This is a genomic window from Heyndrickxia acidicola (assembly GCF_001636425.1).
Lineage (GTDB): Bacteria > Bacillota > Bacilli > Bacillales > Bacillaceae_C > Bacillus_AE > Bacillus_AE acidicola.
In genome coordinates this window covers 2847749-2861793 of sequence record NZ_KV440953.1, presented here as the reverse complement: position 1 = coordinate 2861793, position 14045 = coordinate 2847749, and the positions used below count along the sequence as shown (strand labels likewise).

Here is a 14045-nt window from a genome sequence, read left to right as displayed (position 1 = left end):
CTAGGAATGAGTAAATAGATTGGAAAACTCCCGAACATCCACAAAATGGCCGGCAATGGCAGCGGCTGCAGCCATTTCAGGACTCACAAGATGAGTTCTGGCTCCGTTTCCTTGGCGGCCTTCAAAATTACGGTTGGAGGTGGAAGCACAGCGGCCACCTGGCGGCACGATGTCATCATTCATTGCAAGACACATACTGCAGCCGGCATCCCGCCATTCAAAACCCGCTTCTTTAAAAATGGTGTCTAATCCTTCTTCTTCCGCAGCCAATTTAACAGTGTGTGAACCAGGAACAACGATTGCTTTAACAGAAGGGCTTACCTTATGACCTTTAATAACATTCGCTGCTTTACGAAGATCGCTTAACCGCGAGTTGGTGCAGGAGCCAATAAACACGTGGTCAATGATGACGCTGGAAATGGGTTCTCCGCCAACGAGTCCCATGTAAGCCAGGGCCCGCTGTACAGCTTCTTTTTCTGTGTCATTTATTTGATTTTCAACTGTGGGGACGGCTCCGCTTACAGGAATACACATGCTTGGATTGGTTCCCCAAGTAACCTGCGGTTCTATTTCATCTGCATTAATTTCGCAGGTTACATCATAGTCAGCACCTTCGTCGGTAGCCAGCTGTTTCCAGCGTTCTACAGCTTTTTCGAATTCTGCGCCCTGAGGAGCGTGCTTTCTGCCCAATACGTATTGGAATGTGGTTTCATCAGGTGTAATCAGGCCGGCACGTGCACCTGCTTCAATAGACATATTGCAAACGGTCATCCTTTCTTCCATAGAAAGGGTACGAATGGCTTCGCCTGTAAATTCAATGACATGGCCGGTTCCGAAGTTTACGCCAAACTTGGCAATAATGGCAAGAATTAAATCCTTGGCTGTTACACCTGTGCCCAGTCTGCCATTTACCTTGACATTAAGTGTTTTTGGTTTGGATTGCCAAAGGGTTTGTGTAGCGAGCACATGCTCCACCTCGCTGGTCCCGATTCCAAATGCGAGGGCTCCAAATGCCCCGTGGGTGGAAGTGTGGCTATCCCCGCAGACAATGGTTTTTCCTGGCTGTGTAAGTCCTAATTCCGGCCCGATTACATGTACAATTCCATTATCAGGATGATCCATACCAGCAAGTGTAATGCCAAACTCTTCGCAATTCTTCCTTAGTGTTTCAATTTGCTTCTTTGAAACCGGATCATTTAAAACATGCCGGTTGCGGGTAGGGACATTATGATCCATTGTGGCAAAGGTTCGGCCGGGCTGGCGCACCTTTCGGCCATTCATCCGCAAGCCTTCAAAGGCTTGCGGAGAAGTGACCTCATGTACTAAATGTAAATCAATATATAATAGATCAGGCTTTCCTTCCTCCTGATGGACAATATGGTTTTCCCAGATTTTTTCAATAATGGTTCTTGGCTTTGTCATGTTTGTTCCTCCTTTTTAAAAGGGCAAAAGGTTAAATATAACAGCTTAGGATGCAGCTTGATGCATTACGAGTTTGAATATAATCGGCTATCAGTCTGGTCATTTCCGAGGTGCCCACCGTTACTCCGGATTCCATCTTCAGGTCAGGTGTATGGTAGCCTTCATCAAGGATCGATTGAACGGCATCCTCTACCAGCTTTGCTTCCTCTTCCAAACCAAAAGAATAGCGGAGCATAAGTGCTGCTGATAAGATCATGGCAAGGGGATTGGCGATCCCTTGCCCGGCAATGTCAGGGGCGGAACCATGTACCGGTTCGTAAAGTCCGACCCCGTCGTCCCTTAAGCTTGCAGAAGGGAGCATGCCCAGTGAACCTGTTAGAACAGAAGCTTCATCGCTAAGAATGTCCCCAAACATATTTTCAGTGACGATTACATCAAATTGAGAAGGGTTGGTAATAAGCTTCATGGCCGTTGAATCTACAAGCATATGCTGAACCACGACTTCAGGATATGCTGCTTTTTTTTCTTCTACAATTTCGCGCCAAAGTTTACTGGATTCAAGAACATTGGCTTTATCAACAGAGGTTAGTTGTTTTTTTCGCTTCATTGCAGCTTGAAAGGCTTTGTCTACAATTCTTTCAATTTCTTTTCTGGTATAAAAGAGCGTATCCACAACTGAGTTTCCATTCTCCCGTCTTTCACTTGGGGTGCCGAAATATAATCCGCCAGTGAGCTCTCTCACGATCAGAAGATCACTGCCCTCAATGACCTCCTGTTTAAGAGGGGAAGAAGGCAGCAGTTTTTTAAATCCTTTAATCGGTCTTAGGTTTGCAAACAGGCCGAGCTCCTTCCGGATTCCGAGTAAACCTTTTTCCGGACGCAAATGGGAAGGGTTGAGATCCCATTTAGGTCCTCCAACAGCTCCAAGCAAGACTGCATCCGCCTTTTTGCAGGCTTCAACAGTAGAATCCGGAAGAGGAGTACCATGAAGATCGACAGCAGTTCCTCCTATGTCATGGGATTCAAAAGTAAAGGTATGTTTAAATTCTTGAGCGACTGCATGAAGAATTTCCTTAGCAGAATGAATGACTTCCTGCCCAATTCCATCACCAGGGAGCAGTACGATTTTTTTGTCCATGTTGGGCCTCCTTATTTTGGATACGTTCTTTTATAGCTCTTTTACCGGCCTAGCCATTGAATGCGATAAGCTGTTTAAAGAAAAGCTTTTTCTTTTTGGGTTTTCTTTTGTGTAAGGAAGATCCTGTTGACAGCGTTTAAAAAGGCTTTTGCCGATGCTTCCAGGACATCCTGTGCTGAACTGCGGCCGCTGACAGGAGTACCATTAACGGTTAATTTAACTTGTGCTTCTGCCAGCGCATCCCGTCCCTGACCGATAGAGTTCAGCTGGTAGTTTGTAATATGAATCTCTTCTTCAACCAAAGCTTCTAAGGTGTTGTATAAAGCCTCTACACTTCCCTGGCCGGTTCTGGCCGTCTCAACTCTATCTCCATCAGGAGTGGTGAGGGCGACACTTGCAGTTGGAAGGTTTGTGGATGAAGCATAATGTACTTGAAACGCGACAAGCTGGTATTTTTTAACCGTTTCAGCGTCTGTTTGGATATCGGTCAAGATCGAAAAGATATCTTCATCTGTTACTTGTTTTTTGGTATCTGTCAGCTGTTTGAATAAGTGAAAGGCCTGCGCCAGTTTTTCAGGGGAAAGCTCAAAGCCCATTTGCTTTGTTTTGTCCTTAAAAGCATGGCGGCCGGAATGCTTGCCTAGAACAAGATCATTTGACTGGATACCGACTAATTCAGGAGTAATAATTTCGTAAGTAGACGCATGCTTCAGGACACCATCCTGATGAATCCCGGATTCATGGGCAAAAGCATTTTTGCCGATAATGGCTTTATTTGGAGGAACCCTCATACCTGTAAATTTGCTGACAAGATCACTGGTACGTTTGATTTCTTTCAATACTAGATTTGTAGTGTAAGGATATTTATCCTTTCTAATGGTAAGGGCAACACCAATTTCCTCCAATGCTGCATTGCCGGCTCGTTCACCGATCCCATTAATGGTACCTTCGATTTGGGCTGCTCCATTTTCAATGGCAGCAAGTGAATTGGCTACAGCAAGCCCTAAATCATCGTGGCAATGGCCAGAAAGGATTACATTATCGATATTTGGTACATTTTCTTTAATAAATCGGAACATATGGCCGTAGTCTTCCGGAGTAGAGTAGCCGACTGTATCAGGAAGATTAATAATGGTCGCACCGGCATTAATGACTCTTTCAACAATCTCTGCAAGGAAAGGAAGGTCCGAGCGTGTGGCATCTTCAGCAGACCACTGAACCTGCGGGAACTTTTTCCTGGCATAGGAGACCATTTCAACAGCTGTTTCCATTACCTCTAAAGGAGTTTTCTTCAGCTTGTAATTCATATGGATAGGGGAGGTGGCAAGAAACAGGTGGAGCCGAGGCTCTTCCGCTTCTTTTAGAGCTTCCCACGCAATGTCAATATCTGTCTTTGTTGTTCTGGCAAGGCCTGTGATTGAGGCATTCCGCACAGTTTCTGCAATGGCTTTTACAGCCTCGAAATCTCCCTGGGAGGAGGCTGGAAAACCAGCCTCCATAATGTCTACTCCCAATCTTTCAAGCTGCTTTGCAATTTCAAGCTTTTCTAACTGATTCAGGTTAACGCCGGGGGATTGTTCACCATCACGTAATGTTGTATCAAAAATATTAATGTGAGACATTAGCAACCACTTCCTTATTCTTTTTAGAATGGACGGATTGATTAATGAAAGGCATTAACTGCCGGAGCTCCCTTCCAACCACTTCGATCGGGTGATTTTTTTCACTTTGGTTGATTGCATTAAATTGCGGGCGGTTTGCCTGATTTTCTAGAATCCAGCCTTTTGCAAACGCTCCGGATTGGATATCCTTCAGGATTTCTTTCATTCTTGCTTTTGTATCAGCATCTACAACCCTTGGACCGGAAACAAAATCCCCCCATTGAGCCGTATCTGAAATGGAATAACGCATTCCTTCGAGCCCGCCTTCATACATAAGATCCACAATCAGTTTCAATTCGTGCAGACATTCAAAGTAAGCTAATTCCGGCTGATAACCAGCCTCAGTTAAGGTCTCAAATCCCGCCTTGACTAAAGCTGTTAGACCGCCGCACAATACGGCTTGTTCTCCGAATAAGTCGGTTTCTGTTTCTTCCTGGAAGGTTGTTTCAAGAATTCCGGCACGGCCTGCTCCAATTCCCTTTGCATAGGCAAGGGCAATTTCTTTTGCTTTCCCTGTGTAATCCTGGTGAATACCGTAAAGGGCAGGGACACCGCCTCCTTCAGTATAGGTACGGCGGACAAGATGACCGGGTCCTTTTGGAGCGACAAGAAAGACATCGACATTTTCGGGAGCTACAATCTGATTGAAGTGAACGTTAAATCCATGTGCGAAAACAAGTGCATTACCAGGGAAGAGATTTTCTTTAATACTTTCTTCATACACTTTTGTTTGGAGTTCATCCGGCAAAAGGACCATGATGACGTCTGCAGCGGCAGCAGCTTCTTCAACTGTACGGACATCAACTCCATCTTCTTCTGCTTTATCCCAAGACTTGCCTTTTCTTAATCCGACTACTACGTCAAATCCGCTATCGATTAGGTTCAGCGCGTGGGCATGCCCTTGCGATCCATATCCAATGATTGCGATTTTTTTAGATTCCAATACCTCTGTTTGAATGTCACTGTTATAAAGTACCTTTGCCATAAATCATCATCCTCTTTTCCATCATTATTGTTTTTTGGACCTGTATCTTTTCCATTTGCTCTGTTTACTTCGTTAAAGTAAAAGAGGGAAGCTCTGCTACCTGCGGCTGGTGTCCCCGCAAAAATGCAGTTAGCCCGGTTCTTGCAAGCTCTTTAATCCCATAAGGGCGGAGCAGCTCGATCAATGCTTCAATTTTCTCGGGTTTACCTGTTACTTGAACAGCGAGGCTGTCTTTGCTGACATCAATAATGGAAGCCCTGAAAGGTTCTATAATTCCATGTATCTCGCTTCGAAGCTGTGAGCTGCTTGAGACCTTTATAAGTGCAAGCTCTCTTGCCACAATGGCTTTATCTGTAATATCAGATACCTTCAGTACATCAATTTGCTTATGGAGCTGCTTTGTCACTTGTTCCAGCCTTAATTCATCTTCCACCTCCACTACAAGTGTCATTTTTGAAATGCCTTCAGCTTCAGTGGGACCTACAGAAATGCTTTCAATGTTGAATTGCCGTCTTTGTAAAAGCCCTGTTATCCGGTTCAGCACCCCGCTGTGATTCTGAACCGTTGCGGTTATAATTCGTTTCATGGTTTCACTCCAATCATTTCATGCAATCCTTTGCCTGGGGCAATCATGGGATACACATTCTCTTGTTGAAGTACACTGCAATCGACAAGAACTGGGCCATCGCAATCAAACACTTCCGGAAGGGTGACAATCAGTTCTTCCTGCGTTTCGACTTTGAAACCACGGATGCCGTAGCTTTCTGCCAATTTGACAAAATCAGGCTGGGTATATAGCAGCGATTCCGAATAACGTTTTTCATAGAACTCTTCCTGCCATTGGCGCACCATTCCGAGTGCACCGTTATTGACAATGATAATCTTGACCGGCAGGTTCCTCTCCCGTATGACGGACAGCTCTTGCAGCGTCATTTGAAATCCGCCGTCCCCAACAATCGCTACAACCGTACTATCAGGTGCTGCAATCTGTGCTCCAATTGCTGCGGGGAATCCAAAGCCCATTGTTCCCAGTCCTCCTGATGTGACCCAGCGGTGCGGCTCGGTGAAGGAATAGTGTTGGGCTGCCCACATTTGATGCTGTCCTACATCTGTTGTTACAATCGCTTTTCCCTTTGAAATCTTATGAACTGCCTGGATGACCCATTGAGCGCACAACTGATCCTGACGGTTCTGGTACCAAAGCGGGTAATTCTCCTTGTTAGCTTTTAATTTTTCCAGCCAATCATCATGCAGGGGAGAAGAGTGGCTCAGCTTAAGCAGTTCTGTAATGGCTTCTTTTGCATCTGCTACTATCGGGATATCGGCAGGTACTGTTTTGCTGATCTCCGCCGGATCGATGTCGATATGGGCGACCTTTGCCTGAGGTGCAAAGAACTTAAGATTTCCAGTTAACCGATCATCAAAGCGTGCACCGATATTAATGAGAAGGTCGCATTCATAAAGCGCCATGTTGGCAGCATAGGTTCCGTGCATGCCTGCCATTCCTAACGAAAGGGGACTGTTCCCTGGAAAGCTTCCCAATCCGAGAAGAGTCGTAGTGACTGGGAGCCTGTGTTTTTCCGCAAAGATTCTTAAAATGTCAGACGCTTTGCTGTGAAGGATCCCAGCACCTGCCAAAACCACGGGCTTATGAGCTTTTGAAATCGCATCTGCCAGCTTTTTCAGCTGGAGTGGATTTGGCTTTGTTGTCGGCTGATAGCCGGGAAGATGGAACTGAACTTTTTTTGGTGCAGAAGTAACTGTACCTGCTGAAATATCCTTAGGAACGTCGATGACAACTGGACCAGGACGGCCAGTAGAAGCGATATGAAAAGCTTCTTTAATGATTCTGGGCATCTCTTCAATCGACTGCACCTGATAGTTATGCTTTGTAATGGGCGTTGTGATGGCTAAAATATCTGCTTCCTGAAAGGCATCTGTTCCAATGACATTCCGTGCAACCTGGCCGGTAAAAACGACAAGGGGCAGGGAATCCATCATCGCATCAGTAATCCCGGTTACCAGGTTGGTTGCGCCCGGTCCAGATGTTGCAATGACGACTCCAGGCTTCCCGGTTATGCGTGCATAGCCTTCTGCAGCATGGATGGATCCTTGTTCATGCCTGAATAGAATATGTTTAATAGAATCCCGGGCTCGAAAAATGGCATCGTAGATTGGAAGTACAGCACCACCCGGATATCCAAATAACGTTGTGACACCTTCTTCAATTAAGCAGTCGATTAAAAGATCTGCGCCTGTACGGAGAGCTGTGCTATGTTGGACTTCCGGACTTGCTTCTAGCTTCATGAAATAATCCCTCCTCGTAATGGTTTTGCTTATTAAAATGATTTTGCTGTAATAAGCTGACAGAAATTCTGACAAAAGAATCAGCCCATAGTAAAAAGGCCTCATTTACAACCGATTAAACTGCACTAAAAATGTCAGTATAATCGGGGAGAAAAGGCCTTTGCTCTCTCGGTACCACCCGACTTTACAGTAGTCTTGCGAATACTGTCTCATGAAGCAGCTTCACAACCCAGGAAGCTGTTTCTTTTGATAACAGGTACTGATTGCATACCTGATTGAACCTATTAGAGCGGTGCCCGTTCAGTCCAATACTCAGGGAGGATGTCAGAATAAGCGGTATTACCGGGCTTCCAGCAACCCCGGCTCTCTGAAAATACGGATACCTATTCCTTTATTCCCGTCAACGATTTGGTTATTTTGTTTTTGGAAATGATTTACAATTGGTAAGATTAGATTTTCATAATTCCGCCCGTACTCGCAGAGGTTACAAGTTTTGCATACTTGGCCAGGTATCCTGATTGGATTTTAGGCTCGGGCTTTTTCCATGTTTTCTTTCTTTCTGCAAGGATGGTGTCATCGACAAGCAGTTCGATGGAGCGTGTCTTTAAATCAATTAAAATGGGGTCGCCATTCTCTATAAAAGCAATAGGTCCGCCTTCTGCAGCTTCAGGTGATATATGTCCCACTGAAATGCCTCGGCTTGCTCCGGAAAAACGGCCATCTGTGATTAGTGCGACCTCTTTATCCAGCCCGCGGCCTGCGATAGCGGCAGTAGGTGCCAGCATTTCCGGCATTCCCGGCCCGCCTTTTGGACCTTCATATCGTATAACGACCACATTTCCAGCTTTGACAGTGCCGTTATCAATTCCAGCTTGTGCTTCTTCCTGTGATTCGAAAACGATCGCTTCACCTAGAAAGCTTTTAATAGCAGGATCTACAGCTCCCACTTTAATAACACCGCCATCAGGGGCTATGTTGCCAAACAGAATGGAGAGGCCGCCAACAGGGCTATATGGGTTCTCCTTTGTCCTAATTACGTTTGAATCTAGTATTTTTGCATTCTCCACATTTTCTTCAATTGTTTTTCCCGTAACGGTGATACAGTTTTTATTGATAAGTCCTTCTATTTGGCAGAGCTCATGGATGATGGCACTGACGCCTCCTGCATAATGGACATCCTGAATGGAATAGTCTGATGCTGGGCTTATCTTGGATAAGTAAGGGACCTCCTCAGCGATACGATTAATCTCGTGCAAATCGTAATCCACTCCGGCTTCATGGGCAATGGCCAATGTATGAAGGACGGTGTTGGTTGACCCGCCCATTGCCATATCAAGGGCAAAGGCATTATCAAAGGCTTCTTTCGTCATAATATCCCGTGGGCGGATATCCTTTTTTACCAATTCCATCAAATGCGATGCAGCCTGCCGAATAAGATCATGCCTTTCTTCAGAAGTAGCGACAATGGTTCCGTTGCCAGGAACGGTCATGCCCAGAATCTCCATCAAGCAGTTCATGGAATTTGCTGTAAACATTCCTGAGCAGGACCCGCAAGTTGGACAGGCGAGTGTTTCAAGCTCTAGCAGTTCCTGCTGGCTGATGGAGCCCTTGTTATAAGCGCCAACGCCCTCAAAAACAGAAGCGAGGGAAAGCGTCTTTCCGCTTGTTGATACACCTGCTTCCATCGGCCCTCCGGATACAAATACAGAAGGAACATTAGTCCTGGCTGCAGCCATCAACATTCCTGGAGTAATCTTGTCGCAGTTTGGAATATAGAAAACTCCGTCAAACCAATGAGCGTTAATCACTGTTTCAGCACTGTCCGCAATGATTTCGCGGCTTGGCAGGGAGTAGCGCATCCCGATATGCCCCATCGCAATTCCATCATCAACACCAATGGTATTGAATTCAAAGGGAATGCCGCCGGCCTCTCTAATGGCTTCTTTTACAACTTCTGCAAATTGATTTAAATGCTTATGTCCTGGAATAATGTCTATATAAGAATTACAGACACCGATAAATGGTTTATCCAGATCGCTTGTTTTAACCCCGGCTGCGTATAACAGACTGCGATGCGGGGCACGGTCCATCCCCTTTTTAATCATGTCGCTTCGCATTTCTAGCCTCCTGATTCTTTTCTGACAGGGCAAAACGTTGATCTTACCTGTCTTCTTTGTCATAATTCGTTGAGAAAATCTGGCTCTTTTCAAAGCTGCGTATGCTATACATTTGCTTGATTGATATATAGAAAAGCTTTGTTGTCGACTATCATACAACCATTCAAAATCTTGGTCAACAAAAAAACTGACAATTCAAAAGAATCTAAAATAATGATAGCGGTTTCATTGCCTTTATGAAGCCGTTGAAAAGTTTTTAAAAAAATTTTGAAAATACATTCAAATATGCTTTTTTAAAACTTAATTCTGATCGGTTCGAATGAAATGGAGGGGGAGGGGGTTATGCAAGACTCCTTTGAAAAAGGAAGCAGGAAGGGAGATGGTTCAGGCTTAGATTCGCTATGATTGTTCCTGGGTCTGTCAGGAATAAGAAGAATAATAGTATTTCAATATAATAGTTTGGACGCATTCTTAGTATTAGAGTGGAATAAGAAATTTTATTAAAAGATTGAAAGAGTGCAGCTAATAGGTTCTTGAAATAATTTTAGTTCGGCTGAAGTCTTAAAAGAGAATATCCTAAATGGGTGAAGGAACATGGAGATGTGAGAATGGCAGATGGAAATTTATAAATAATATGTGAAAAGACATAGGAAAATGGTGTCGAAATAAATGAAAATTCAAAATAAAAGAGGGCGAAAGTTGTATAGACAATTAAACGTCTGTTGATAGACTGGAAATGAAAACCTTTTCAAATAAATGGGAGGAGAGGATCACATGTTTAGAAGGCTTGGTGTCATTGCCTTGTCGGTTCTGCTTTTATTTTCACTAGGAACGACGTCACTTTCAGCCAATGCCATGGGAAAGCAGAAGGAAAGTCAAAGGGGGAACCAGGATAAGCAGGCAATGAAGTGGGTGAAAGAGAAGCTTAGGCACATGTCAGTTGAGGAAAAAGTGGGACAGCTATTTATTATTCATGCCTATGGAAAAACTCCCGACGACCCTGCATATGAAGAAACGAATCTAAATGATAAGCGCGGGGGAGCCACCTTTAAAGACATCATAGAGAAATATCATATTGGTGGTGTTATTTATTTTAATTGGTCTCAGAATATTGGAACGCCGTTGGACGCAGCTCAGGCTCAGAACCTTTCGAATGGATTGCAGAAAATAGCCATGAATCAAAAATCCAAAATCCCATTATTCATTTCAACAGATCAAGAGGGAGGAATAGTCACACGTGTTACGGAGCCAGCTACGGTTTTTCCTGGAAATATGGCGCTGGGAGCGGCACGATCTAATTATTTTGCTGAAAAAACCGGCAGGATTATTGGCACAGAACTTAAGAGTCTGGGAATTAATATGGACTTTGCACCTGACCTTGATGTCAATGTGAATCCGGAAAATCCTGTCATCGGTGTCCGTTCTTACTCTTCTGATCCAGACTTGGTATCAGCAATGGGAACTTCAGAAATTACCGGTATACAAAGCCGGAATGTTCTGGCTGCAGGCAAGCATTTCCCTGGGCACGGGGATACGAATGTCGATTCACATTATGGGCTTCCAATTGTAAATCATGATCTCAAAACTCTTGAAAATGTAGATTTTAAACCCTTTAAAGCAGCGATTAAATCAGGGGTTGATGCCATCATGACAGCACATATCGTCGTTCCTGCACTTGATTCATCAGGTCTGCCGGCGACATTGTCCAAGCCGATTATGACTGGTATTCTTCGAAACAAGCTTGGATTTAAAGGACTGATTGTAACGGATAGCCTTGATATGGCGGGAGCAAATGTGCTTCCAGCCGATCAGGTGCCTGTTGCTGCCTTCAATGCAGGAGCAGATATTCTGCTTAATCCTCCCGATGTTCCACTTGCTTATAATTCTGTATTAAAAGCAGTGAAATCCAACGTAATCAGCAAACAGCGTTTAGACCAGTCTGTAGAAAGAATTCTCCTTGCAAAATATAAAAGAGGGCTTGTAAAGGAGCCTTTAACAAGTAAGGAGGAGTTAAAGAATATTGGAATTCCTGGGAGCTTGGTTACAGCGAATGAAATAACAGAAAAGAGTATCACTCTTTTGAAGAATGAAAATAATATTTTGCCTCTTAACAAACATCAAAGGGTCCTGGTTGCCGGGCCTGCTGCAGCAAATACACAAGAGCTTGCCGGCCTTTTAAGAGATAAAGGGTTTAATATTGAATCGATAGAAACGACCACCTCCCCTTCAGCTGATCAAACCCAAAATGCAATCGATCAGTCAAAAAATGCAGATGTAATCGTTATTCCTACTTACAACGCAAATACAAATAGTGCACAGAAGGCATTTGTTCAAGGGCTGGAAAAAACCGAAAAGCCTATCGTGATTGCGGCCATGAGAAATCCCTACGACATTATGGCCTTTCCGGAAGTTAATGCGAATATACTCACTTATGGGAATGGGGAAATTTCTACAAGAGCATTGGCAAAGGCAATAGCTGGAGAAGTAAATCCTGAGGGAAGGCTTCCGGTGAGCATTCCGGGGCTGTATTCTTTTGGCTCGGGCCTGCGTTACTAAAGTAGGGATTTTTTGACGTTCTCCATAAGATTTTTAAAAAAGCTCTGTTTAATTTTAAAAGTTGATAACTGCTCACTTTTAGCTTATACCTTTTCAGCAATTTGTAAGGGTATGAGCTGGAAAAAATAAAAAAAGTCTAACAGCATAACAAATGAGGGAGAGGAATTAGAGGATGCAAAGGTTTCTGAAAACCGGTTCTATTGCCTTTATGAGCTCCGCTTTATTCATATCCTCCACTGGTTTTTATGCGTCCAGTTCTGACACAGTCAAGGCAAAGGACGGATATTATTCCAGGTTTACATGGGATCATCCAGGGAAATCCTCCTCGGTCCTTTATAAAGGCACTGCCAGGGAAGCAGGAATGGTGGATGACCCCTTAAGAGGAATTGACCCGATTATGAAGAATGCGATTGAACAAAAGGTTATGCCTGGTGCCGTCACTCTGATTGCGCGGAAGGGGATCATTGTACAGAATCAGGCATATGGCTATGCTTACAAGTACACAGATGACCAATTTACAGAGGCAGAAAACCCGGTTTTGATGAGAAAGAATACCATTTTTGATATTGCTTCTATTAGTAAACTATTTACAACCGTAGCGGTCATGCAATTGTATGATAAAGGACTTTTTAAACTGGATGACCCAGTGGCTAAGTACCTGCCTGAGTTTGCGGAGAACGGCAAGCAAGCTGTAACAATTCGCCAGCTTTTGACCCATACATCAGGCTTTGAGCCTGACATTCCTCTTTATCAGATGCCTGGTACCAGGGAAGAAAGGATTGAAATGGTGTTAAAGCATGGACTCGCCCATCCGCCAGGTACGAATTATACCTACAGTGATTTAAATATGATTACGCTCGGTGCTCTTGTGGAAAGGCTGACAGGCCAAAGAGAAGATGTATATGTAAAGCAGCATATCACCGATCCCTTGAATATGAAGGATACAATGTATAATCCCGGAGCATCCTTAAAACCAAGAGTCGCTGCCACAGAGTATCAGCCATGGACGGGGAGAGGGCTTGTCTGGGGTCAGGTGCATGATGAGAATGCATGGGCTCTGGATGGAGTAGCGGGACACGCTGGTGTCTTTTCGACAGCTCATGATCTGGCCATACTGGGACAAACCTTTTTAAACGGGGGAGAATACGGACATTCCCGCATTTTAAAAGCCGCTACAGTTAAATTAATGGAGCAAAATATGAATCAGGGTTTTCCAGGTGATGACCATGGACTTGGTTTTGAATTAAATCAGGGCTGGTATATGGATAGTCTTTCAGATGAAGGGACTTTGGGGCATACAGGATTTACAGGGACTTCTTTGGTGATCAGCCCTCAAAATCAAACGATTGTGATTCTATTAACGAACCGTGTCCATCCAACGCGAAATACAGTGTCCACCAACCAAACCAGGAGGCTTGTTGCCCGTCAGGCAGGCGACGCCATTCCAGTTGAAATAAGGGGAAACAGCCGAGCATGGTTTGCTGGATATGGTGATAATAAAAAGGCAGATTTGGAGGCGAAAGTGGATATTGACACCCCTTCTATGCTCACATTCAAAACCTGGTATCGAATTGAAAAGGATGCGGACTTCGGAAGAGTGGAGGTCTCAGAGGATGGAGCAGTATGGAGCAAGCTAGGACCAGACCTAACAGGATCAAGTGATCAGTGGGAGAGAATATCCTATCCTTTGCCGGTGGGGACAAAATATATTCGATTTGAATACGAAACGGATAGCTCCGTCAATGGAAGAGGGTGGTATGTGTTAAGCCCAGCTATTTTATCAAAGGGAAAAAATCAGCCGCTTGAATGCACTACATCCGACTGGGAATTAAGAAGCCGCTAAGAAAATGGTGAATGGA

The 14045-nt window shown here is 44.4% G+C and carries 9 protein-coding genes; 2 read left to right on the top strand and 7 right to left on the bottom strand.

Going from position 1 to position 14045, the window contains the following annotated elements:
• The 7 genes from leuC to ilvD all read right to left on the bottom strand — a co-directional run bounded on the left by leuC (position 1) and on the right by ilvD (position 9630).
• A complete protein-coding gene (gene leuC / locus A5N88_RS13410) occupies positions 1-1422 on the bottom strand; it encodes a 3-isopropylmalate dehydratase large subunit (RefSeq protein ID WP_066266846.1) in 1422 nt (473 codons plus the stop codon).
• 31 nt (positions 1423-1453) lie between these two features.
• Positions 1454-2560, bottom strand: coding sequence for a 3-isopropylmalate dehydrogenase (leuB, locus tag A5N88_RS13405; RefSeq protein ID WP_066266843.1), 1107 nt, complete (start codon positions 2558-2560; stop codon positions 1454-1456).
• Between the two features lie 74 nt (positions 2561-2634).
• Positions 2635-4182: a 2-isopropylmalate synthase gene (locus A5N88_RS13400; RefSeq protein ID WP_066266838.1), complete on the bottom strand. Its 1548-nt coding sequence runs from the start codon at positions 4180-4182 to the stop codon at positions 2635-2637.
• Positions 4169-5206 carry a ketol-acid reductoisomerase gene (gene ilvC / locus A5N88_RS13395; RefSeq protein WP_066266836.1) on the bottom strand — a complete coding sequence of 346 codons (1038 nt, stop codon included), beginning with the start codon at positions 5204-5206 and terminating at the stop codon, positions 4169-4171. Before ilvC ends, A5N88_RS13400 begins: the two co-directional genes overlap by 14 nt.
• 64 nt (positions 5207-5270) lie before the next feature.
• A complete protein-coding gene (ilvN, locus tag A5N88_RS13390) occupies positions 5271-5792 on the bottom strand; it encodes an acetolactate synthase small subunit (RefSeq protein WP_066266835.1) in 522 nt (173 codons plus the stop codon).
• Positions 5789-7513 carry a biosynthetic-type acetolactate synthase large subunit gene (ilvB, locus tag A5N88_RS13385; RefSeq protein WP_066266834.1) on the bottom strand — a complete coding sequence of 575 codons (1725 nt, stop codon included), beginning with the start codon at positions 7511-7513 and terminating at the stop codon, positions 5789-5791. Before ilvB ends, ilvN begins: the two co-directional genes overlap by 4 nt.
• A gap of 449 nt (positions 7514-7962) precedes the next feature.
• Positions 7963-9630 (bottom strand): dihydroxy-acid dehydratase, encoded by a 1668-nt coding sequence (gene ilvD / locus A5N88_RS13380; RefSeq protein WP_066266832.1) that lies wholly within the window; start codon positions 9628-9630, stop codon positions 7963-7965.
• Between the two features lie 774 nt (positions 9631-10404).
• Here ilvD and A5N88_RS13375 point away from each other — a divergent pair.
• Both A5N88_RS13375 and A5N88_RS13370 read left to right on the top strand, forming a co-directional pair.
• On the top strand, positions 10405-12186 hold the full coding sequence (locus A5N88_RS13375) for a glycoside hydrolase family 3 protein (protein WP_066266830.1): 1782 nt from the start codon (positions 10405-10407) through the stop codon (positions 12184-12186).
• Positions 12187-12358: 172 nt separating this feature from the next.
• Positions 12359-14029 (top strand): serine hydrolase domain-containing protein, encoded by a 1671-nt coding sequence (locus A5N88_RS13370; RefSeq protein ID WP_232317577.1) that lies wholly within the window; start codon positions 12359-12361, stop codon positions 14027-14029.
• Positions 14030-14045: the final 16 nt, after the last annotated feature.

Excerpts from the sequence above, each read along its gene's own strand:
- leuC (WP_066266846.1), bottom strand. The coding sequence starts at position 1,422 with ATGACAAAGCCAAGAACCATTATTGAAAAAATCTGGGAAAACCATATT.
- leuB (WP_066266843.1), bottom strand. The coding sequence starts at position 2,560 with ATGGACAAAAAAATCGTACTGCTCCCTGGTGATGGAATTGGGCAGGAA.
- A5N88_RS13400 (WP_066266838.1), bottom strand. The coding sequence starts at position 4,182 with ATGTCTCACATTAATATTTTTGATACAACATTACGTGATGGTGAACAA.
- ilvC (WP_066266836.1), bottom strand. The coding sequence starts at position 5,206 with ATGGCAAAGGTACTTTATAACAGTGACATTCAAACAGAGGTATTGGAA.
- ilvN (WP_066266835.1), bottom strand. The coding sequence starts at position 5,792 with ATGAAACGAATTATAACCGCAACGGTTCAGAATCACAGCGGGGTGCTG.
- ilvB (WP_066266834.1), bottom strand. The coding sequence starts at position 7,513 with ATGAAGCTAGAAGCAAGTCCGGAAGTCCAACATAGCACAGCTCTCCGT.
- ilvD (WP_066266832.1), bottom strand. The coding sequence starts at position 9,630 with ATGCGAAGCGACATGATTAAAAAGGGGATGGACCGTGCCCCGCATCGC.
- A5N88_RS13375 (WP_066266830.1), top strand. The coding sequence starts at position 10,405 with ATGTTTAGAAGGCTTGGTGTCATTGCCTTGTCGGTTCTGCTTTTATTT.
- A5N88_RS13370 (WP_232317577.1), top strand. The coding sequence starts at position 12,359 with ATGCAAAGGTTTCTGAAAACCGGTTCTATTGCCTTTATGAGCTCCGCT.